Consider the following 19,933-nt stretch of genomic DNA (forward strand, 5'->3'; position numbering starts at 1 on the left):
AAATAATAACTGTTGATTAGGGCGTTTTACGAAAATGATACACAGAGGAGCGATTAGTTAATGGACAAAATTACGTTTGACAACGAAGAAACTGCTTTGTTAGTGCATAAGCTCCAAGGCTATTTTGAATCGGAGCTAAACCAAGAGATAGGCCAATTTGATGCTGAGTTTTTAATAGACTTTCTCTCTGAGAATTTGGGTGGCTATTATTACAATCGTGGCCTGAAGGACGCTCAAGGTTTAATTCGAATGAAACTGGAAGACATTGAGGTCGAGATTGAATCACTCGAGATGCCTACAGATTAATAGAGTAGGATCTCTCTGGGCTGATTGTAGACAATGCATAACGCGTTTTTTTGGCCCTAGTCACACAATGGAGCACGATCGCTTGACTGTATCGTAGGGCGCGTGCATTCTCGCGCGAATGAAAAAACGATTTCATAAGGTGCACATCGAGATAAGTAACATTTGCAATTTGCAATGTAGTTTCTGTCCCGCTGTGTTACGCGATAACAAGATGATGGATCTTGACCTATTTCGAGATACCGTCAAACAAGTAGCGCCTTTGACAGAGTTGATTTGTTTTCATTTGATGGGAGACCCCTTGGTGCACCCTCAGTTAGAGCAAATGATGGACATATGTGACGAGTATGATGCCAACGTATTTTTGGTAACTAACGGCGTCTTGCTCCGCCCGCAGAAATACGAATTGATGCTTCACCCACGATTTTTTCAAGTTAACTTTTCGTTGCACAGCTTCTTTGATAACTTCCCTGACAAAGACCCAACTAACTATTTGGAACGCATATTCGGGTATGCTGAGCGAGCGCTTCAGGAACGGCCTGAATTATATCTAAATTTTCGTCTGTGGAATCTGAATGACCCATTGGGTAGCCAAACGCCTAATACGCACATGCTGGAACGGATCTGTGAACGATTCGAGTTTGATGCGCCGACTGAGCTGGATGTTCGAAAGAAAAAGAGTGTCAATATTAAGGGCCGGCTCTATTTGCATTTTGACACTGAGTTCGTTTGGCCAAGCTTGGATCTTCCCGTACTCGGCACCGCAGGAAGGTGTTACGGTCTGTCTTCTCATTTCGGTGTTTTGGTTGATGGCACGGTAGTGCCTTGTTGTTTAGACAAAGAAGCTGCGATACCGCTTGGGAATGTTAAAAATGCATCTATTTTGGATATTTTGGGGTCTCGTCGAGCGCAAGATATCATCAAAGGGTTTAAACAGAAGCAGCTAGTCGAAAATTTGTGTCAGCGGTGCCAATATATAGAACGCTTTGCGTAGCTGCCGGAGTAACCCTCAATCGGGAGTAAAAATATCCTCGATCAATAGTTTGAAATGCTCAGCAATTTTAAACGCTAGCGGTAGGCTGGGGTCATACTTACCGTTTTCTATGGCATTAATAGTTTGACGGGAAACTCCTAAAAGCTTACCCATTTCCGCCTGAGAAATGGAGCCCGCTTTTCTGAGCGCGCTCAGCTTGTTTTTCATTTGTAGGTTCTCGCAACTATCGGCGTAGCGATGCCCCAGGTGCACACCATAAATGGAAACACCCATAGGTAAGGTATATGGGGAAACCCAATATTTTCCAAGAAGCCATAGGAAAAGGTAGTCAGTCCAACGACGGCAAAACTGACCGCAAAGCTTGTTAGTTGAATCCGTTGCTGAAGTTCATCGAGTTTTTTAAGGGCTCGTATGACAGCCGCGGTCGCGAAAATTGCCGGTAGGATTGGTAGTAGTGATATCAATATCGCCCAAGGCGTTTCTGGATTAGATGTGAGAATGGAAATACTTAATACGACGGCCGCTGCGTATAAAATCATGCTGGTACCAAACTCCCAATAATATTGTTTACTGTTTAACATGTGGTTCTCCGGTTGTGTCAAGCTTGCTTGACAACTAACTTATCGTTCCAAATGGAATTTGTCAAGTTTGCTTTACATTCTTATCTGCCTCTCCTCGTAAGTGAGGCATTCGATATTCGACTTTAGGATTAAACTTTGGACTAATTTTTAGTCAATTATCTTCTTGCAGAATTATCGGTGTATAGTCTTGGCGGTATTAATATTCTCTCGGTTTGAGTCGTTATGAAAAAATTGCTTGTGGTGCTCCTAGGCACGACTTTTGCGTTTATCTTTACAGCCAGCGAATTGGTCTTGGCCAGTGCACATGAGATTTCTCTTGGCCTCTCTCATAGGATAGACAATGAGGGTGAAGAGTATTCCGTAAACGTCTATCTACCGGCCAGTTACAGTAAGGAGGAGGTAGAGAGCTATCCCGTGATATATTTGATTGACGGAGGGGTTGACCAAGATTTCAAACACATCGCAGGGCTTGTATCACTCGCATCCATCAATCCCTACGTGTTTCGAGAAGCGATTGTTGTGGGTGTCGAAACGAAACGACGCCTTTTTGAACTGACATCAATCAACATTGACCCCCGATACGATCGACCTGAGGGAACCGTAGGAGGGGCCGATGCGTTTCGAGCATTCTTGACATCGCGCGTGATCCCATTCACTGAAAAGACGTATCGAACTGACGGTAGGCGCATTGTCATGGGAGAGTCTCTGGCAGGCTTGTTCATAATTGAAACTCTGCTTAAGAAGCCTGATTCGTTCACAGACTACGTTGCGATTAGTCCAAGTCTTTGGTACGACGACCGTAATCTTGCAAAGTCCGCGACAAAGCTATTGGGCAAACATTCAGATGGTGGCCGTAAGTTGTACATCACGATGGCCAACGAAGGTGGAACAATGCAGAAGGGGCTTGACGAACTCAGATTGGCTATTGAGCAATCTTCGCTAAAGAACCTGCAAGTAAAGTATGTCGATAATAGTCAAACTGAGTCTCATTGGAGCATCTATCATGGTGAGGCATTGTCTGCATTGCGTTGGATATTGCCAGCGGTGGAGCCGGAATACGCCAATGATCCGGACCCATGGTATTTAGTCGAGGGTGCTAATCCGCCTGATTGGGAAGTTCCAAAGCAAAAAGACTAGAAAAGGGTTGAAAAAGGTTCAGCCTTCAATCGGGCAGCGAGGCCAGTATTTTGGCCGTCTCTGTTCTCAAGGAATCACGCAATAAGCGAATCGCGGGAACGATTGACTGCCGACTCGGGCAGATTAACCAAAGCTCGGTGGCTTGCGGTTCATAAGCGGGCATGACATTGACGAGTTTGCCAAGTTTTAGATCTTGTGCAATGTCCAAGCAAGACTTGGTGGCTAACCCCTTGCCTGCAATGCACCATCGTCGTACCACATCGCCATCGTTAGACGCTCGGTTGCCTTTCATTCGGACTTTAGACTGCTCACCGTTATTAGTGAATACCCAATTGTTGTGTATAACCCCGCTCAGTTCGTAAAATAGACCATTATGCTGATCGAGTTCCTTTGGCTGGTTAGGGTGACCGTGTAATGTCAGGTATTCAGGAGAGGCACACAGCGCTCTGGGAACGTCACAAATTTTAAAGCCATAAAAGTTTGAGTCCTCAGGCTTTCCGTATCGCAGAGCAACGTCTACTGAGTCACGATAGAAGTCTACGTTGTTGTCACTCAAGTGAAGTTTAATTTGGAGCTCAGGATGTTGAGACGCTAAGTTATCTAACCAGTACATCGCCAAATTTCGTCCAAGGTCAGACGAGACAGCCAGTCGTAGCTCTCCACTGATTGCCCCAGAGTTTTCTGATATCAAATGCTTCGCGTGATCCAGCGTCTGCAATGCACGCTGGCATTCTGGGATATAGCGTTCTCCTGCCTGTGATAACGTCAATTTTCTGGTCGTACGGGTGAATAATTCCACTCCAAGACTCGCTTCTACCCGTTTTACGGCGGCACTGGCCGTGGCGGTGTGCATATCGAGGCTGGCCGCTGCGGCCGTGATGCTGCGAAATTCCGCGACTTGGAGAACAACCTGAAGATCTTTTAAGAGCATATATTCAAATATTATTTGAAAGTAATTCAATAATTAGCCGGTTTTTATTGTGTCTTTAAAGAACTAGCATGGCAAGCCTCCTAACAAAGTAAGAGCCATTTACCAGGTGAACCGAATGAAAGCCATTGGATATAAGCAATCTCTACCGATCGACAATGAGGACGCATTGATCGACGTCAACATCCCAAAGCCTAGCGCGAATGGTCATGACCTATTAGTGAAAGTGGCGGCGGTTGGTGTGAACCCCGTTGACTATAAAGTTCGTCAAACTAGGTCGTCTGAAGAAAATGAGTTGAACATCTTGGGCTGGGATGCCGTCGGCGAAGTAGTGGCGATTGGAGAGCTCGTCGAGCACTATGCAATTGGGGATAACGTGTTCTATGCCGGTGATATTACACGCTCAGGCAGCAATGCAGAATATCAATTGGTTGATGAGCGCATTGTTGGCGTAAAGCCAACGAATTTAAGTAATGCTGACGCGGCGGCGTTGCCGTTGACTGCCATAACCGCTTGGGAGTTGTTGTTTGAACATCTTTCGATAGACCAACAATCGCCGGCGGACATTGAAAAATCGGATGACGTATTATTGGTTGTCGGAGCTGCTGGCGGAGTCGGTTCAATTTTGCTTCAGTTAGCTGCAACGCTTACGGGGGCCACAATTATCGCCACAGCGTCGAGAGCGAGTTCTCAGGCCTGGGTTAAAGAACTAGGAGCACATCATGTGGTCAATCACCGAGAGCCACTCACCCCTCAAATTCAAGCATTAGGCCTTAAGCCGTTGACACACATTGCAAGTCTGAATAATACGGAGTCCTATTTCGACACTTACATAGAGCTACTGGAACCATTTGGGAAAATTGGTCTGATCGATGATCCAAGCGTATTGGACGTGGCGAAGATAAAACCTAAGAGTCTGTCACTGCATTGGGAGTTTATGTTTGCTCGCTCTATGCATGCTGCTAGCCACATGGGGGAACAGCGCGTGTTGCTCAACCGATTATCAAAATTGCTGGATCAGGGATATCTGAAAACCACGGCAGGTAAGAACCTGGGTTTGATCAATGCTCAAAACTTGCGTCGTGCACACAAAGAACTCGAATCCAGAACCTCGATAGGCAAGCTTGTGCTCGAAGGATTCTAATTGCTTTGCTCGAGAACCTGATTATTTTCACTAAAGATCCACCCCTTAAACATAACCACTGCGGAGACTTATATGTCTAAACTTACCATCGTCGCCAACGTTAGGGCGAATAAAGATTGCATTGAGCTTGTCAAATCAGAGCTCCTAAAGTTGATTGATGTCACGAGAGCAGAGGCTGGTTGTATAAACTACGATCTCCATCAAGATAATGAAAATCCTGAACATTTTTTGTTCTTCGAGAATTGGGAGTCGAGAGACCTATGGCAAACGCATATGGGGAATACACACCTTCAGTCATACTTGAAAGCGACAGAAGGCGCGGTTGCGGAGTTTACCGTCAATGAAATGAGCCAAATCGGTTAGGCAGGGTTTTCCTTTTTCTTTACTGGCTGCCGGGAAACTGATTGGACTGAATTATTGTCTTGGCTAGATTTCGGCAGCGCCAAATAAACAACAGTTTATCGATCACTTTATTCAATCTGGAATAACTGTTGCCGAACCACATTTTAGCCACGCGAATTCGTAGCGCTTTTTCATATCGATCGTCGGAAAATGCATACCGTTTTAGAACTCTGGGGTATTCGATGTCCGTGATGGCTAATTTTTTTCGGATTAGGCTTTCCGGAACACTATGAACGACATGATATTCGCCCACTAAGTAAAAAACGTTGCCATCGACGTTAACTATTTTTTGCATCACTCGAAACCAAAAATCGATTCCTTCATAAACCTTGGCGGTCTCATCGTAGCGCAGCCCGTGCGTCGCGGTTCGCTTAATTGCAACATTGCTCCCTGGGCCTAACGGGTACCGACGATCATAGACAATGCTCAACGGATCGTTTAGTCGATAGGTTTCGTGATCATGAGGGGTGAGCCAACCGGGTGCTGTTATTGTCGGTGAAGGTAAAACACGGTTGTCTGGCAGCCTGCGGTACCCGAAGATAATCATGTCCGCGCGCTCATCTTTGACGAGTCGTTGAATTTTTTCCAGTAATCTAGGTTGGTATTCGTCGTCCGCGTCCAAGAATAGGACGTATTCCGATGTGGCTATTTGCAGGCCATAATTTCGCGCTGCTCCGGGTCCTTTGTTTTCCTTATTATGGAGAATGGTAACGTGTATCTCTGGGCGTCTCTGTTTAAGCCGGGCCAGTGATTTTTGCGCAACAAGGATGCTGTCGTCTGTGCATACATCATTGACGATAATCAGCTCTTTTGGGGCATGCGTTTGAGCATATACCGAGTTTAGAGCACGTTCTATGTACGCTTGTTTATTATATAACGGAACGATCACGGAAAAGCTGATTGGCATCTTCAAATTCCCAAGTTTCCCTTAAACGCTTGAACAGTTTTTGCTTGAATAAGTGGGTCACCTAAGGTGTGGCTAATTGAATGAAAGCCGCCAGGGCAACAGGTATTTATCTCTGTCACTTGGCGGTGTCCCTGTTCATTTTCTAAGGTATCAACGCCGTACATGGTGATGCCTTCTTGTTTTAGCTGGGGTGTTATTTGGTTTATCGCGTTTCGTTCTTCTTGTTTTACGCTTGCTTTAAGGACTTTACCCCCACTGGATATATTACACAGCCAGCTTTCTTGGGGTACGCGGAGGCTGGCTCCTACGATGCTGCCATTGACGACCAGAATTCGCTTATCCCCTTTGACGTAGCGTGGTAAGAATTCCATCGCAAGATAGGATTCACCGCACTTAAACTTTTCCGTGAGAAGGGACACTAAATGGCTGCGTGGAAACGTGTTAGCGCCATCAAAGAGTGACTCGTCATTGATAAGTAAATTGGAGTACCCACCATAGCCGTATCGGGGTTTGAGAACCGCAGGGCCACGAGAGATAAATTCAAGCGCCTGCTCTATTGTGTGACAAACTTTGAGCGTAGGGCAATGCGCAGCGATGTTCGACAAGTACTCCTTAGATTCAGTCTTAATTATACCGTCAACCGTGTTGATGAACCGCGCGTGAGAAAATGACTCCTCTAAACTCTGTAGGGTGGTAATGCATATCGGCAGTACACGCAAACAGATGACATCAAAATCCGTTACGGGCAGACAGTGGGGAGCGGTCGAAAAGCATGACCTGCGTTTTTGGTAAACCAGATTTTGGTTTGGGCGAACCGCTGAAATATAAGTAAAAGGCGCCTGCTTCATTCGTGAAGTATTGTCAGAAGTGCCGATGCTGGACACGTAAGCATCGATCCCCTCAATGGAATCAACCCAAGCCGCCAACGCGTATACCGAATCAAACGGTTTGTGGTAGCGATGATCAGTGATAAACAAAAGTCTCATATTTGTGAACTGTGCTAATGCTGGATCTGAAAGGGCTGAGTCCTACGCAACTCGACAGTCGGTTCATCGCTTTGCGCGCTGGGCAAAAAAATGGCTTGGCCTTGCCCTTTGCCAATATTGACGCAAGGCTGTTCTGATGCCCTAAACATACCCAGCCCGAAGGATTTTCCGTCAAAACAGGGTAGGGAACCGACCAAATACATTGGGTTACTAAACCGACTATCCTGATCCATATAGTGTGTAATTGGCATTTTGTAGGGCGATACGTATTCTTGAGCGGTAAACTCCGACCGGAGTTCATTGATAACATGGCCCCATCGCCCAGCACTGGTATCACTGCCAATAAGAAGGTCTATTCCTCTTCCACCACTGGTTCGTTTTAGTACCCAGCTTTTTTGTGAGGTCAGTACTTCTTGGCGTTGGCTTTGCTTGCTGAGTTCTTTTCCTTTTAGCAAATAGCGTTGAAGGAACTCATGTTCTGATACCCCAAGGTGTGGGCGCATGATTAATGGATCATTGATGAGTGATAACACTCGCTTATCGTGTATCAAAATGAGGGTTCGGACATCATTGATGTAGTTGCTATTTTGAATTATTTGAGTGATCACTTTTGGATCGAATGCGAAAAGTTCTTCTCGATCCATCTCTAATACGAAATTGGAAAGAGTCGACGCGCCTAGTTTAATATTATTGCGCGAATCAAGAGAGAGTTCTTCTGGTCTTACTTGTATGCTTTGGCCGCCAAGCTTATTGAACTCCTCGAGAAAGTACTGACTCTCTCCACCGTCTTCACTTTGCGAGACGCGCACTAAGGTTTTGTCTGTTGGAAATCTGGCCAGCATTTGCTCGCAGATATTTTTGCTCAGTGTGCTTGCTTGATAGCCGCGTCGACTCAGGTAGCTCGCTTGTCCGACAGCCTCGTTTATTTTTTGGCTTATGGTCATGCCGTTGAGCGGAAAACGCGCATTCACTTCACAGACTTTAATGGAGCCACGCTCGCCAAAGATCAGGTCGGGTCGTACTGTCCCCATTCGATACGGTTGGGACTGAGCAGAGTTTAATAATGGTAGAAAGCGTTTCGGCAACGGCATTTCAGCTTGCATACTTTCGCTAGAGATGTAGTTCGTGGCAACGAAGTCTAATGATTTAATTAGTATGCTTGCGAGAGCATGTAAGTTCGTCGACACATCCTTTGGCACGGTAACCGGGTAGGGGTTGAAGCAGCAATCTAGGTAAGGTAAGAAATTCTTAATGGGTGCTAGGTGCATCAAAAGCTCTTGTTGATGGGCAAGAAATAGATCCTTTTTTTCGCTCATTTTCTCTACGCTTGAAGTGTTCATCAATCTTAGGCTTGTGCTTCTAAGTAGATTGGTTGGTTGTTTTGATCTATTTGCTCTTTTAATGCCACCATGACGTTTGCTTTCTTAGAGAGATACTCACTGAATAGGTTAACCAGTTGATAGTCTTCTAGTTTCCTACCTAATATCGAACACAAATCAGGAAGCGCTTGAAGTGTCTCATTGAAGTGATTTCTTTCTGTTCCTTTAGTGTGCACGTCTATCCATATCAAACAGCGTCGACGCTCCTTGTCGTTAAAGCTCCGTGTGTCACGAAGCCATTGATCAAATAGGGGTAAGATATATTCCACTTCTCCGTGTGTGTAGACTTCATGAACCAGCGTTACAAGGAACCCCATAAAAAGATCCTTGTCTTTGACCATGCATCTATCTTTCCACTGCTTAAACTCCTTGCCTTCAGACATTAAATGTTGCCGCGACATCCAATCGTCGTTTTGACAGATCATTGTCGCCATTTGGTAGTAGAGATCATAGTGAAGCTTGCCGCCAGTCGCTCCCAAGTCTTCGTCGGTGACCCTGTTTAAGTGAGATAGCGCGTTCATGTATTTTGTGCTTGTTTGCGCGTTACCGACACCGTTTGTTTCGCTGCGCCAGCGCATAGTTAGCCTGTTGCAAAATCCTGATAACCCAATGGCGCTGTTATTTGTCATGCTCCAATTATGAAAAAAGACGTTCAAATTATTTGATGAAGCAACGGAGGTTGCTAATGTGGTAAAGGAGCTTTCAATCGCATCCAGTTTGGTCAACGATTGATCGAACGCGCTTTGTAGTGACGTTCGGATTAAAGGATGTTCAACGTCTTGAACAACGTCACTGATCAGAGTAATGAGCTTGGTCATGATTACGTTCCGTATAAAATAGCTGAAATCGAATTAATATTTGCATCATTGGCAGGCTCAATGCCTTAGCCACACCTTACTGTTGGTCACGGCTCCTAGGTCGAAGCTTCATTTAAGATGACTTAAAAAGTCTATTGCAGGGGTGAGCTTGCTGCCATTACAGCGCATTACAGTTTGTGTTGTTGTTCGATGAGGATGTTCGGTGTGGTTAGGTCAGGTCAGGAGCGCTGAGGTGCGGGCTATTGATAAGTTAACCCGTGACAATGTATCTTTGTTGATTATTCATCAAAGCTCAACAATACTAATGGGTGTCCAGGTTAAAGTGCGCCCGCTTAAAAGGGTTGAGAGTAAGAATGAATTCTAATGTTGCCGTATGCCCAAACTGCGATCATGAGCTGAGAGGTCAATACTGTTCGAATTGTGGTCAAAACCAGAAGGGCGTTGACCGTTTTTTCTTAACCTTAGTCAACGAGGCATTTGAAGGACTCTTCAGCCTAAAGTCAAAAGCATGGCGGACAACAATATACCTCTTGTTTCGCCCAGGGTTGTTAAGCAAAGAATATTTTAACAATAGGCGCGCCCGCTACATCACGCCCATCCGACTGTATTTGATAACCAGCATAGCCTTTTTCTTATTGCTCTCTGGTATCGCGTTTTTTGCTGGTGATATAAAAATTGGTAGTACCACTCCTGACGGTACTCAACCTGAGGTCGTTTCTGAAACCGTGGTTGAGGAGGCTAGTACTACAAACACCACCCTGAAAGGCGTCAGTAGCAATCAAGAGGGTGCCGATGTGTTGAGTCAGGCTGAGGATGATGCTGGTCAAACATCAAAGAATATTGATAAAGCAATAGATGGCATTCATGTGAATTTAGCGGTTCCCTTCACGAGTGAAAAAAAGAATAAGGAACTTAATACGGCCATGGAAGAGAAGCTGAAAAGTTCGCTGGCAATAGCCAAAGAACGCCCTGAGCTATTGATCGATAAACTGATTGATAGCTCGCCTCCCGTTGTATTGCTCTTATTACCGTTATTTGCGTTAGTTTTGAAAATTTTCTACATCGGCAGCAATCGGTATTACGCTCAGCACTTGGTACTCGCACTCCACAACCACAGCTTTTTGTTTGCAGCGATGTTTGTGATTGGTCTAATTTCGGTGTGTTTTGATAATGAAATCGGATCGACAATACAATATTTTATCTGGATGTGGATCGGGATCTACATGTGTTTGAGTCTCAAAACCGCTTTTGAACAAAGTTGGCCCGTTACCTTACTTAAAAGTACCGTATTGCTCATGATTTACATTGTGCTGTTTTCAGCTGCGTTAGTCTGCATTTCACTGCTGGGAATCATACTGATTTAGCTAGTTTATTATTGATGCCAGTCGGTCTATTTTCGCGTGCTGGGGCAACGGTTAGTCACCCCAATTAATGCATGTCGGATGGAACAGACCCTTTTATATCGGTGAGCCAGGTGGCATTGACGGAAGAATGATTTTCTCTTTCACTTTGGCTTCGCGGAAGTTCTTTAAACGCGAAAGCTGATAGGCATGAAAGCCGTAGTAGTCGGAAGATTGTGCGACCTTCTTAAGGCGTGCTTTTTGATAGGAGGTCTCAGAAAGTAGGGCGGCGAATATCTCCGCTTTTACGGTGCTGGGAGTGCTCTTATCTATTAGCAAGTTCATGTAGTTGGAATAAATTAGGTCTACCACTTTTTGATGAATCTTGGCGTTCAATCCGCTGTACTGTCTATTGATAATTGTTTCGTTTATTTGCTTGGTTATTTTTCGAATAGATGGGATTTGGGTATCGCTCGCGCTTTGCTGAGCAATTCTAGCCAATCGATGTTTGTTAAAAATTAAGCCAATAGTATGTTGGGCCGAGGCCGATGCTAAGGCTAAGTGATCAAAGCTGACGCCCGTATTACCTTTTAAAGATTCTCGCGTTCTTCGGTTTTCAGTTGCCTTAGGAACTAGTAGGCTTTCAATTCTCGGGCCTACATTGAGAAAACTGGGCTGCAACGTTTTTAGCATGCTGCTTAAAGCGTGTTGTTGCTTTTCGCCTGCGATAACGGTTTGCCAAGGAACGTTGTTAGGGTTCTTAACTGAATAATCGTATTCGAGGCCGCCGAGCCATTTAGCCGACGCTCCGATTTGGTATCTATGAAAAAAATACACAGGGGCGAAAATTTCTTCTAAGTCAGACCATTTCCTGCCGTTCTTGAGGTTATCTTCACCGAAGTTGGATATCGCTTTTTCCCGAATTTTCATGACAGCCTCTAGCTCCGAAACGGCGTCTTTTCCGTTATCCCAAAGGCTTGCGTGCGCGTGTGGGCTGCCTGGATCTCGAGCATCAGCGTCCGAGATAAATAGGAGACCTTTACGATCATTTTCCGCGAGTAGATCTTGCAATGCTTCCGATTCGGATTCGCTCGTAAATTCCTTGTAACCATAGGTGATCGCGGCCTTATCCCATGGGCCTAGTCCAACCCCATAAGCATTGGGAGCTACTATTTTATCGTTTATAAGCTCAAATTGTGGGTGTGGGTAGTCCATGACTGAGCCTCGGTCGTAATTACTGGCCGCAAAGTTGTGGCTCAGTCCGAGAGTGTGCCCAACTTCATGGGCGGCCAATTGACGGATTCTAGCCAGCGCCAAATCCATTAATGCCTGATCGTCTTCGTTTTCAGAAAAAGGTGCCATCAAGCCCTGAGCAATCAGATAGTCTTGACGAACTCGCAAGGACCCTAGGGTTACGTGCCCCTTGATTATTTCTCCGGTGCGCGGATCAATGACGGAAGAACCGTATGACCATCCGCGTGTAGAGCGGTGTACCCATTGAATGACGTTGTATCGAATGTCCATCGGATCGGCATCACTTGGAAGCATTTTAACTTGATAAGCATTGCGATACCCCAAGGCTTCAAACGCCTCAGTCCACCATCTCGCACCGTCGAGCAACGCTGACTTTACGGGCTCTGGAACACCGGGGTCTAGGTAATAAATAATGGGTTTGATCACGTCGCTTATATCCGACGCTGGGTCCTTTTTTTGCAGTCGGTGTCTGGCAATGTATTGTTGATTTATATCTTCATTGATCGGTTGCGCATAGTCTTTGAATTTGAGCGTCCAGTAACCGCTCTTGGGAAAGAATTTTCTTGGCGTGTAACCATCATCAGGCAGGCGTATAAAGCTATGGTGCATTTTTACTGTTATTGCGTGCGGATCGGGGACGGTACTTTTTACATGGTTACCTGGCTTGCTACCGACTAAGGTAATGATTGACTGTAATGCTGTGTTATCTGGGAAGCTCTTAGACCACGCAATATCCAACGCTGAGCGAGAGGAATCAACCTGGTAACCGTCACCTTGCTTGATTTTTTTTAGGTGACGACCTATGCCATGACTGTCTTGAAGTACGAACTCACTGGCATCGACTAGCACCCAATTGTCGTTACTTTCGACCACAGGAAAGCCCCAGAGAATCGATGAAGCAAATGCCTCATCCACGGCTAATGCCTCGGTAGGGTTGTCGGTGTTTGCTCGATAGCGAACCGGTTTTTGCCTTAGAAAAACCTTGTTTCCAGTGTGTTCAAAAACGGCCAATCTGGTACTGCCTAATTGGCCTCTATCCAATCCGACATCGTTCGACCCAAGTCCGCTAGGAAGACTGGTTTGATATATAAAGTCTTCACCTAAGTTGTTGATTTTTAGATAGGTTTTTCCTTCTTTTTTATCATAGACTATTCCCACAAAGCCGTCGCTTAGGGGGGTGTTCTGCGTGAGTTCATCGAGTGTTAGCGCGCAAGCTTTTTCACTTAACGCGAGAGTCAAAACTAGGATGAAAAAAAAGTATTTACGCATGATTTCTAATCTTATTAATTATTGTATTAGTCGGAACTGATTCTCTCTATTCGCCTTTTTATTATTACCCTTTTTAGTGGCCGCTTGCCAAGGTTTTATTTTTTGCTGACTTGGTTGGTTGCCGGCGACCTAGAAGGTTTTGTGCAAAAGATACAGTTTTAAGCGGAATCGGTGCAAAGATTTCGCGTCAGGCAATGATTAGTATTTCCGACAGATCATTATCAGCGAGAGTCGTATGTCTGTTTATAAAAATTTAATTGATGGAGCTTGGGTTACCGGCTCAAGTGTTGTTCAAAATGTTAACCCATCAGACCTTTCGGATGTGCTTGGAGAGTACTCCCAGGCGGATACTGCACAGTCATTGTTGGCGATTGATGCCGCCTGCAAAGCCGAGAAGGTTTGGGCAAATAGCGGGATTCAAGCTCGATTTGATGCTTTGGATGCAATCGGAAGTGAAATCTTGTCTCGTAAAGGAGAGCTCGGGGAGTTGCTGTCTCGCGAAGAAGGTAAAACCTTGGTTGAAGGAATAGGAGAGGTGGCGCGAGCCGGGCAGATATTCAAATTTTTTGCGGGTGAAACATTGAGATTGAGTGGTGAGGTATTACCGTCTGTTCGTCCCAATATCGAAGTTCAAGTCTCCCGAGAGCCGGTAGGAACCGTGGGCATTATTACTCCTTGGAACTTCCCAATGGCCATACCCGCATGGAAAATTGCGCCGGCTCTGGCGTACGGAAACACCGTGGTGTTTAAACCAGCCAGCCACGTTCTCGGCAGTGCGTGGGCGTTGGCTGAAATCATCTCGAGAGCGGGCTTGCCAGAGGGAGTATTCAATCTGGTTATGGGCGCTGGCTCGGTCGTGGGTAATGAGCTGCTAACAAATAACAAAGTCAAAGCCGTTAGTTTTACTGGTTCCGTGAATACTGGCGCGCGGGTGGCGGCAATTTGTAGCGCCAGGGGGGCTAAGTACCAGACGGAAATGGGCGGTAAAAACCCTCTTGTGGTCTTAAACGATGCTGACCTTCCCACGGCCGTCAGTTGTGCCATTAATGGTGCCTACTTTTCTACGGGGCAACGATGCACGGCGTCTTCCAGGTTAATCGTCGAAGCTGAAATTCATGATGAATTTGTAGACGCTTTGGTCGAAGAACTTAAAGGATTGCGGGTGGGGAACCCTCTCGATGCGTCCACAAATATTGGCCCCGTTATTAATCACAATCAGCTCAATCAAGACTTGGAGTACATCCAAATTGGGCGTGATGAAGGAGCAACGCTTCAGTATGGAGGGGAAAGGCTTGAGCTCGAAACTGATGGTTACTTTTTAGCGCCCGCCTTGTTTACCAATACCCACAACGGTATGCGAATAAATCAAGAGGAGATCTTTGGGCCAGTTGCGTCCGTGATTAAGGTTGCTGATTTTGATGAAGCCGTTGAAGTTGCTAACGATACGGTTTTTGGCCTTTGCGCCGGAATTTGTACCCGCTCGCTCAATAAGGCAACTCAATTTAAGCGATTGAGTCAGGCTGGCATGGTGATGGTGAATCTGCCCACGGCTGGGGTTGATTATCACGTGCCGTTCGGTGGGACTAAGGAGTCTAGCTATGGCGTTCGAGAACAAGGCCGCTATGCCGCCGAGTTCTATACCACTGTAAAGACAACGTATCTGCAGGCCTAAACCCTCTAATTGCGAGTTGGGGTGTGGCCCCAGCAGGCATTGACCAATTAACTTTTAACTTAGCGTTTCGCTAACCTATCTATTAAATTCAGTGTGGATTTTATGACTAATAATTCTATTTTTAGTGGGTGTATCCCTGCTCTTATGACGCCGTGTTCGCGAGACGGTGAGCCTAACTTTAACGATTTGGTATCTAAAGGTGAGGAACTAATAGATGCCGGAATGCGGGCTGTTGTTTATTGTGGATCAATGGGCGATTGGCCGTTGCTAAGTGACCAACAACGCCAAGAGGGTGTGCGCCGTTTGGTGGAAGCGCAGGTGCCGGTAATCGTAGGCACGGGGGCTCAGAATTCCGAATTAGCTTGCGCTCACGCGTCTCACGCTCAACAAGTGGGTGCAGACGGTTTGATGGTGATACCAAGAGTGTTGTCACGTGGCAGCTCTCACGTGGCACAGCGGCATCATTTTGCTGGGATATTAAAGGCTGCCGCCGATTTACCATCGGTAATTTACAACAGCCCTTATTACGGATTTGAAACTAAGGCGGATCTGTTTTTCGATCTTAGAAGAGATCATCCAAATCTAGTTGGCTTCAAAGAGTTTGGTGGCGAAGCATCGTTGAGTTACGCATCTGAGCATATTACCAGTGGAGACCCGAGCTTAACGCTGATGGTCGGAGTGGATACGCAGGTAGTACATGGGTTCCTCAATTGCGGTGCTGGTGGTGCGATTACCGGTGTCGGTAATGCGCTTCCAAAAGAAGTATTGCGGTTGGTTACGCTCTGTGAAAGAGCGGCTAAGGGAGACAGTCAGGCACGCGCGTACGCAAACGAATTAGGAGATGCATTGTCCGTTTTGTCTACGTTTGACGAAGGACCAGACTTGGTTTTGTACTATAAATACTTAATGGTCTTAGAAGGGGACACGAATTACACCCATCACTTTAATGGTACTGATTCATTGAGTTCCAGTCAGCAAGCACATTTACATGAGCAATGGAGTTTGTTTCGCGCTTGGTGGGAAAATTGGGGTGGTTCCAGTGACAATAAAAGCCACTAAGATGAAGGTCGTTGATTCACACACTGCTGGCGAGCCCACGAGGGTCATTGTTGATGGCGGTCCGGATCTTGGCGGTGGAACGTTAGGAGCGCAGTTGGAGCGGTTTAAACAAGAGCACGACGATATTCGTACACGCGTAATCTTAGAGCCACGAGGCTCTGATGCGTTGGTGGGGGCGTTGTTATGCGACCCTGTGGAGTCTGACTCGGTGGCCGGCGTTATTTTTTTCAATAATGCGGGTTACTTAGGAATGTGTGGGCACGGAATGATGGGGCTTGTTGTCACGCTCTATCATCTCGGCAAGATTGGATTAGGCGTGCATAAAATTGATACCGCTGTTGGGGCTGTGATGGTCACATTGCATGATCAAAATTCTGTATCCATAGAGAATGTTCCCAGTTATTGCTATCGAGAATCCGTTGAAATTTCCGTTAAAGGATTAGGTCTGGTTACCGGTGATATCGCTTGGGGTGGAAATTGGTTTTTTCTTGTCCAAGGAATACCTGTGGCATTGAAGTTAGAGAATGTGGCGTCGTTAACACGACTGGCCAAGGAAGTTAAAAGAGCATTGGCCAGTCAAGGTATTACCGGAGCCGAAGGTCAAGAAATTGATCATATCGAATTCTTCTCAGCCCCCTTGTCAGTGGACGCAAATAGTCGCAATTTTGTCCTATGCCCCGGCGGTGCCTACGACCGTTCTCCGTGTGGCACAGGCACGAGTGCGAAATTGGCGTGTCTCGCAGCGAAGGAAAAGCTGGGGCCTGAGGAGACTTGGGTGCAGGAGAGCGTAATAGGCAGTACGTTTTCGGCTCGTTATTCGATCCTCAGTAAAGATCGTATTATTCCGACAATATCGAGCCAAGCATTTATTTGCGCTGAGAGCACATTGGTGGTGCAGAGCGGCGACCCGTTCCGAGATGGCATTCAATGATTGAAGTAGAGAGCAAGGCAGACGTGTTAGTGGTGGGGGCTGGCATTATCGGCATAGCCTGTGCGCACTATTTAGTGCGTGCTGGGTACAAGGTTACCGTTATCGATCAGAGCACCATCGGCAGTGGGTGTTCAGCCAGCAATTGTGGCCATATTTCGCCGAGTCACGTTTTACCATTAACCGAACCTGGTGCTATCTCTTTGGGTCTCAAGTCGTTGTTTGATCGTGATGCAGCCTTTCGAGTGAAGCCCCAGCTTAGCCTGAGTTTACTTCGCTGGATGGTCGAATTTGCTCGTCGATGCAACCAAAAAAGTATGTTGCTAGCGGCCTCTCAATTGAAGCCACTGCTTGATTCCTCGATGAGCGAATTCCATGACTTGGTATCCGATCTGGAGTGTGACTGGCAGGATTCTGGATTACTGTACGTGCTTGAAACAGAAAAAGGCTTAAAGGAGTTTACGAAGACCAACAATATGATCAATGACCAGTTTGGCTTTTCAGCAAACCCCATAACAAGCCAGGAGCTGCCTGACTTCGATCCGGCGTTTAAACAGGGGCTGGCGGGCGCATTTCATTATTCAGGAGACGCTCATTTGCGCCCGGATCTGCTTGCGCATTCTTGGTCTGAGTTATTAAAGAAAGAGGGCGTGAGGTTTATCGAGCAATGTACGCTCAAAACCCTCTCTGTGTCTAATAAACAGATAGATCATATGCACACAAGCAATGGCGTTATGAAAGCAGAGCATTACGTCATAGCCGCCGGCGCTTGGAGTTCAACTTTGGCGAATCAATTAGGGTGTTCTGTGCCCGTTCAACCCGGAAAAGGCTATTCGGTTACGATGTCTAGGCCCACAATTTGTCCTTCGCACAGCGCCCTGTTCCCCGAACACCGCATAGGTGTTACCCCATTTAGAGACAGCTATCGACTGGGGTCGATGATGGAGTTTGTCGGGTTTGATGACACCATTCCAGATCGACGAATCAATCAACTTATAGAGTGGGCTAAACCCTATTTAAAAGAGCCATCGACAAATACTATTTTGGAGAAGTGGCAGGGTTGGAGGCCGATGACCTGGGATAGCTTGCCCATTTTAGGCCGTGCTCCGAATCTGGCGAATACCTTCATGGCCACAGGACATAACATGCTCGGTGTCACGATGGCTACGGGGTCTGGAAAATTAATCAGTGAACTGATCCAGGGACACACTACTCACATCGATTCTTTGCCTTTTTCGCCTTCACGGTTTTGACTCCTTTTCTGGTGCCTTTATAGGGTCGGTTTTCCCCTCTTTTATGACTCTATAAGGGCATTTAGAATCGTTGTTCTTTCATTATGAATGACTTTTAACGCTGACAGTGTTGAGCTCGAATACTGGAAGCAATTAAATTCCTTGGAGCCTTTATTCAGATCGAGCTGCATTCTGAGCTTGGTTACGGTAGCTTGAGGGTGACATGCCTGTGGTTTTATGAAACTGACGTGTAAAGGTACTTTGGTCGGAATAACCGACGTTCAAAGCAATGTCTACTATGGCTACCTCTGTGGTGACCAGTTGTCGTTCAGCTGATCCAATCCTCAGCTTTAATACCCACTGGCCTGCGGTTAATCCAAAGACACGTTGAATGCAGCGATCAAATTGAAACGGCGACATATTCGCGGCTTTAGCGATATCTTTGATTTTCACGGCGAGAGACAAGTTGCTCTCTGCGTACTCGATGGCCACGACCAAACGAGCGTATTCGTCGGAGGATAAGTTTGGGTTTTTTAAGTCCCGAGATATTCCAACCAGTCCGATTATCTCATCGTGATCATCGCGCAGAGGTAGCTTGGTAGTAAGGCACCAACCTGGCTCGCCCGATCGATATGCATGGAGTTCCAATTGATTCAATAGTGGCAGGCCATTTTTAATTACTTCTTGGTCTTGTTCTTCAAAGAATTGGCCGAGTGTTTTTCCCAACACTTCACATGGTGTTTTTCCAATGATATCGGACTTACTGGCCAAACCGCTTCGCTCGACGACGGTGTCGTTGATCGCTTCGTATTGTCCCTTTGAGTTCTTCACGAAGTAGACAATGTCCGGTAAGTAATCAAACAGAAGTTCACCCGTAAAGGGTTTTCCTAGTTTGCCAAAAAGGTCGCTCATTATTTCGCTCTCACATTCGTTACCTAAAGCTACACCGACATGGTCGGAACTCAGAATCTGCCGGAACTGAGTTCATACATTAGGGATTAGAATGCGGCATGAGTCAATGGCTTTCGAATGTGCGATTTTGATTCGTTTCGCGCTTAACCTGGTCTCTATTAATGGCGTGTTTATTACGTCGTCGTTTTCCATGAGGTACTATCGATAGCGGTTATAACCGGTTTTTTACGTGAGAGTGATTTATGAGCAATATCGATCCTAGCAAAGTGCAGTTTGAGATGTTTAAAGGACTGCCCAGAGATACGCCTATCATGATGTTGAATTTGATTCGTTTGAATCAAGTGGCAAATTATGAAGTTAAGACGTCGAGCAGTGGTCATGACGCTTACGAGACGTACGCTACTCAAAGCGCTTCTATTTTTAAGGGAGTAGGAGGAGAAATTATTTGGCGTGGGCGCCCTGAAAGCGTTTTGATAGGGCCTTCCGATGAACATTGGGATATCGCGTTTATCGCACGCTACCCAAATGCTGGATCGTTTCTTGCGATGGTCACTGACCCAAACTACCAGGCCATTGTTTTCCATCGACAGGCCGCGGTTAAAGACAGCAGATTAATAAGAATGGGTTCGCTCGATGGGCAACCTGCTATGTTTGGTTAGTATCTTGGTCTCCCTGTCTTTTGAATGCC

General features: G+C 46.1%; 20 protein-coding genes. 11 read left to right on the forward strand and 9 right to left on the reverse strand.

What is annotated here, in order from left to right:
- Window positions 1-60 precede the first annotated feature (60 nt).
- Together ABWW54_RS09750 and ABWW54_RS09755 are read left to right on the forward strand one after the other, a co-directional pair.
- On the forward strand, window positions 61-306 hold the full coding sequence (locus ABWW54_RS09750) for a DUF2164 domain-containing protein (protein WP_353412047.1): 246 nt from the start codon (window positions 61-63) through the stop codon (window positions 304-306).
- Between the two features lie 118 nt (window positions 307-424).
- On the forward strand, window positions 425-1,297 hold the full coding sequence (locus ABWW54_RS09755) for a radical SAM/SPASM domain-containing protein (protein ID WP_353412048.1): 873 nt from the start codon (window positions 425-427) through the stop codon (window positions 1,295-1,297).
- A gap of 15 nt (window positions 1,298-1,312) precedes the next feature.
- On the opposite strand, the gene ABWW54_RS09760 is transcribed toward ABWW54_RS09755, so the two are convergent.
- Together ABWW54_RS09760 and ABWW54_RS09765 are read right to left on the reverse strand one after the other, a co-directional pair.
- Window positions 1,313-1,504 (reverse strand): helix-turn-helix transcriptional regulator, encoded by a 192-nt coding sequence (locus ABWW54_RS09760; RefSeq protein WP_353412049.1) that lies wholly within the window; start codon window positions 1,502-1,504, stop codon window positions 1,313-1,315.
- Window positions 1,501-1,878: a hypothetical protein gene (locus tag ABWW54_RS09765; RefSeq protein ID WP_353412050.1), complete on the reverse strand. Its 378-nt coding sequence runs from the start codon at window positions 1,876-1,878 to the stop codon at window positions 1,501-1,503. Before ABWW54_RS09765 ends, ABWW54_RS09760 begins: the two co-directional genes overlap by 4 nt.
- 222 nt (window positions 1,879-2,100) lie before the next feature.
- Here ABWW54_RS09765 and ABWW54_RS09770 point away from each other — a divergent pair, with 222 nt between their 5' ends.
- Window positions 2,101-3,015 carry an alpha/beta hydrolase gene (locus ABWW54_RS09770; protein ID WP_353412051.1) on the forward strand — a complete coding sequence of 305 codons (915 nt, stop codon included), beginning with the start codon at window positions 2,101-2,103 and terminating at the stop codon, window positions 3,013-3,015.
- 25 nt (window positions 3,016-3,040) lie between these two features.
- Here the strand turns inward: ABWW54_RS09770 and ABWW54_RS09775 are convergent, their stop codons facing one another.
- Entirely contained in the window at window positions 3,041-3,946 is a 906-nt protein-coding gene (locus ABWW54_RS09775; protein WP_353412052.1) for a LysR family transcriptional regulator, read from the reverse strand.
- A gap of 115 nt (window positions 3,947-4,061) precedes the next feature.
- Here ABWW54_RS09775 and ABWW54_RS09780 point away from each other — a divergent pair, with 115 nt between their 5' ends.
- The gene (locus ABWW54_RS09780) at window positions 4,062-5,087 is read left to right on the forward strand and encodes a zinc-binding alcohol dehydrogenase family protein (protein ID WP_353412053.1); all 1,026 of its coding nucleotides are present in this window, start codon (window positions 4,062-4,064) and stop codon (window positions 5,085-5,087) included.
- Between the two features lie 72 nt (window positions 5,088-5,159).
- Window positions 5,160-5,450, forward strand: coding sequence for a putative quinol monooxygenase (locus ABWW54_RS09785; RefSeq protein ID WP_353412054.1), 291 nt, complete (start codon window positions 5,160-5,162; stop codon window positions 5,448-5,450).
- A 19-nt stretch (window positions 5,451-5,469) separates the two neighbouring features.
- Here ABWW54_RS09785 and ABWW54_RS09790 read toward each other — a convergent pair whose 3' ends face one another.
- The 4 genes from ABWW54_RS09790 to ABWW54_RS09805 are packed head-to-tail and all read right to left on the reverse strand — an operon-like array spanning window position 5,470 to window position 9,579.
- Window positions 5,470-6,396: a glycosyltransferase family 2 protein gene (locus ABWW54_RS09790; RefSeq protein ID WP_353412055.1), complete on the reverse strand. Its 927-nt coding sequence runs from the start codon at window positions 6,394-6,396 to the stop codon at window positions 5,470-5,472.
- 2 nt (window positions 6,397-6,398) lie between these two features.
- The gene (locus ABWW54_RS09795; RefSeq protein ID WP_353412056.1) at window positions 6,399-7,382 is read right to left on the reverse strand and encodes an ATP-grasp domain-containing protein; all 984 of its coding nucleotides are present in this window, start codon (window positions 7,380-7,382) and stop codon (window positions 6,399-6,401) included.
- A 14-nt stretch (window positions 7,383-7,396) separates the two neighbouring features.
- Window positions 7,397-8,698, reverse strand: coding sequence for a hypothetical protein (locus tag ABWW54_RS09800; RefSeq protein WP_353412057.1), 1,302 nt, complete (start codon window positions 8,696-8,698; stop codon window positions 7,397-7,399).
- Window positions 8,699-8,727: 29 nt separating this feature from the next.
- Window positions 8,728-9,579 (reverse strand): hypothetical protein, encoded by an 852-nt coding sequence (locus ABWW54_RS09805; protein WP_353412058.1) that lies wholly within the window; start codon window positions 9,577-9,579, stop codon window positions 8,728-8,730.
- A 353-nt stretch (window positions 9,580-9,932) separates the two neighbouring features.
- Between ABWW54_RS09805 and ABWW54_RS09810 the strand changes: the two genes are divergently transcribed.
- Window positions 9,933-10,943, forward strand: a complete 1,011-nt coding sequence (locus ABWW54_RS09810; protein WP_353412059.1) for a DUF3667 domain-containing protein — start codon at window positions 9,933-9,935, stop codon at window positions 10,941-10,943.
- Between the two features lie 93 nt (window positions 10,944-11,036).
- On the opposite strand, the gene ABWW54_RS09815 is transcribed toward ABWW54_RS09810, so the two are convergent.
- Entirely contained in the window at window positions 11,037-13,442 is a 2,406-nt protein-coding gene (locus ABWW54_RS09815) for a zinc-dependent metalloprotease (protein WP_353412060.1), read from the reverse strand.
- A gap of 235 nt (window positions 13,443-13,677) precedes the next feature.
- On the opposite strand from ABWW54_RS09815, the gene ABWW54_RS09820 reads away from it, so the two are divergent.
- The 4 genes from ABWW54_RS09820 (at window position 13,678) to ABWW54_RS09835 (ending at window position 18,354) form a co-directional block, all read left to right on the forward strand.
- Window positions 13,678-15,114 (forward strand): aldehyde dehydrogenase family protein, encoded by a 1,437-nt coding sequence (locus ABWW54_RS09820; RefSeq protein ID WP_353412061.1) that lies wholly within the window; start codon window positions 13,678-13,680, stop codon window positions 15,112-15,114.
- A 102-nt stretch (window positions 15,115-15,216) separates the two neighbouring features.
- Window positions 15,217-16,173: a dihydrodipicolinate synthase family protein gene (locus tag ABWW54_RS09825; RefSeq protein ID WP_353412062.1), complete on the forward strand. Its 957-nt coding sequence runs from the start codon at window positions 15,217-15,219 to the stop codon at window positions 16,171-16,173.
- Between the two features lies 1 nt (window position 16,174).
- Window positions 16,175-17,104, forward strand: a complete 930-nt coding sequence (locus ABWW54_RS09830; protein ID WP_353412087.1) for a proline racemase family protein — start codon at window positions 16,175-16,177, stop codon at window positions 17,102-17,104.
- Complete coding sequence (locus ABWW54_RS09835; RefSeq protein WP_353412063.1) at window positions 17,101-18,354, forward strand: NAD(P)/FAD-dependent oxidoreductase; 1,254 nt, start codon at window positions 17,101-17,103, stop codon at window positions 18,352-18,354. The genes ABWW54_RS09830 and ABWW54_RS09835 overlap by 4 nt, the downstream gene beginning before the upstream one ends.
- A gap of 150 nt (window positions 18,355-18,504) precedes the next feature.
- Here ABWW54_RS09835 and ABWW54_RS09840 read toward each other — a convergent pair whose 3' ends face one another.
- Window positions 18,505-19,245, reverse strand: coding sequence for an AraC family transcriptional regulator (locus tag ABWW54_RS09840; RefSeq protein WP_353412064.1), 741 nt, complete (start codon window positions 19,243-19,245; stop codon window positions 18,505-18,507).
- Window positions 19,246-19,487: 242 nt separating this feature from the next.
- Here ABWW54_RS09840 and ABWW54_RS09845 point away from each other — a divergent pair, with 242 nt between their 5' ends.
- The gene (locus ABWW54_RS09845) at window positions 19,488-19,904 is read left to right on the forward strand and encodes a DUF1330 domain-containing protein (RefSeq protein ID WP_353412065.1); all 417 of its coding nucleotides are present in this window, start codon (window positions 19,488-19,490) and stop codon (window positions 19,902-19,904) included.
- Window positions 19,905-19,933 lie beyond the last annotated feature (29 nt).

Origin of the sequence: Arenicella sp. 4NH20-0111 (assembly GCF_040366405.1) — a bacterium.
Lineage (GTDB): Bacteria > Pseudomonadota > Gammaproteobacteria > Arenicellales > Arenicellaceae > Arenicella.

Bases quoted from the DNA above. Each gene is read 5' to 3' on its own strand.
- ABWW54_RS09765 (WP_353412050.1), bottom strand. From the start codon at position 1,878: ATGTTAAACAGTAAACAATATTATTGGGAGTTTGGTACCAGCATGATT.
- ABWW54_RS09835 (WP_353412063.1), top strand. From the start codon at position 17,101: ATGATTGAAGTAGAGAGCAAGGCAGACGTGTTAGTGGTGGGGGCTGGC.
- ABWW54_RS09775 (WP_353412052.1), bottom strand. From the start codon at position 3,946: ATGCTCTTAAAAGATCTTCAGGTTGTTCTCCAAGTCGCGGAATTTCGC.
- ABWW54_RS09795 (WP_353412056.1), bottom strand. From the start codon at position 7,382: ATGAGACTTTTGTTTATCACTGATCATCGCTACCACAAACCGTTTGAT.
- ABWW54_RS09760 (WP_353412049.1), bottom strand. From the start codon at position 1,504: ATGAAAAACAAGCTGAGCGCGCTCAGAAAAGCGGGCTCCATTTCTCAG.
- ABWW54_RS09750 (WP_353412047.1), top strand. From the start codon at position 61: ATGGACAAAATTACGTTTGACAACGAAGAAACTGCTTTGTTAGTGCAT.
- ABWW54_RS09815 (WP_353412060.1), bottom strand. From the start codon at position 13,442: ATGCGTAAATACTTTTTTTTCATCCTAGTTTTGACTCTCGCGTTAAGT.
- ABWW54_RS09830 (WP_353412087.1), top strand. From the start codon at position 16,175: ATGAAGGTCGTTGATTCACACACTGCTGGCGAGCCCACGAGGGTCATT.
- ABWW54_RS09840 (WP_353412064.1), bottom strand. From the start codon at position 19,245: ATGAGCGACCTTTTTGGCAAACTAGGAAAACCCTTTACGGGTGAACTT.
- ABWW54_RS09770 (WP_353412051.1), top strand. From the start codon at position 2,101: ATGAAAAAATTGCTTGTGGTGCTCCTAGGCACGACTTTTGCGTTTATC.
- ABWW54_RS09755 (WP_353412048.1), top strand. From the start codon at position 425: ATGAAAAAACGATTTCATAAGGTGCACATCGAGATAAGTAACATTTGC.
- ABWW54_RS09780 (WP_353412053.1), top strand. From the start codon at position 4,062: ATGAAAGCCATTGGATATAAGCAATCTCTACCGATCGACAATGAGGAC.
- ABWW54_RS09785 (WP_353412054.1), top strand. From the start codon at position 5,160: ATGTCTAAACTTACCATCGTCGCCAACGTTAGGGCGAATAAAGATTGC.
- ABWW54_RS09810 (WP_353412059.1), top strand. From the start codon at position 9,933: ATGAATTCTAATGTTGCCGTATGCCCAAACTGCGATCATGAGCTGAGA.
- ABWW54_RS09825 (WP_353412062.1), top strand. From the start codon at position 15,217: ATGACTAATAATTCTATTTTTAGTGGGTGTATCCCTGCTCTTATGACG.
- ABWW54_RS09800 (WP_353412057.1), bottom strand. From the start codon at position 8,698: ATGAGCGAAAAAAAGGATCTATTTCTTGCCCATCAACAAGAGCTTTTG.
- ABWW54_RS09790 (WP_353412055.1), bottom strand. From the start codon at position 6,396: ATGCCAATCAGCTTTTCCGTGATCGTTCCGTTATATAATAAACAAGCG.
- ABWW54_RS09805 (WP_353412058.1), bottom strand. From the start codon at position 9,579: ATGACCAAGCTCATTACTCTGATCAGTGACGTTGTTCAAGACGTTGAA.
- ABWW54_RS09845 (WP_353412065.1), top strand. From the start codon at position 19,488: ATGAGCAATATCGATCCTAGCAAAGTGCAGTTTGAGATGTTTAAAGGA.
- ABWW54_RS09820 (WP_353412061.1), top strand. From the start codon at position 13,678: ATGTCTGTTTATAAAAATTTAATTGATGGAGCTTGGGTTACCGGCTCA.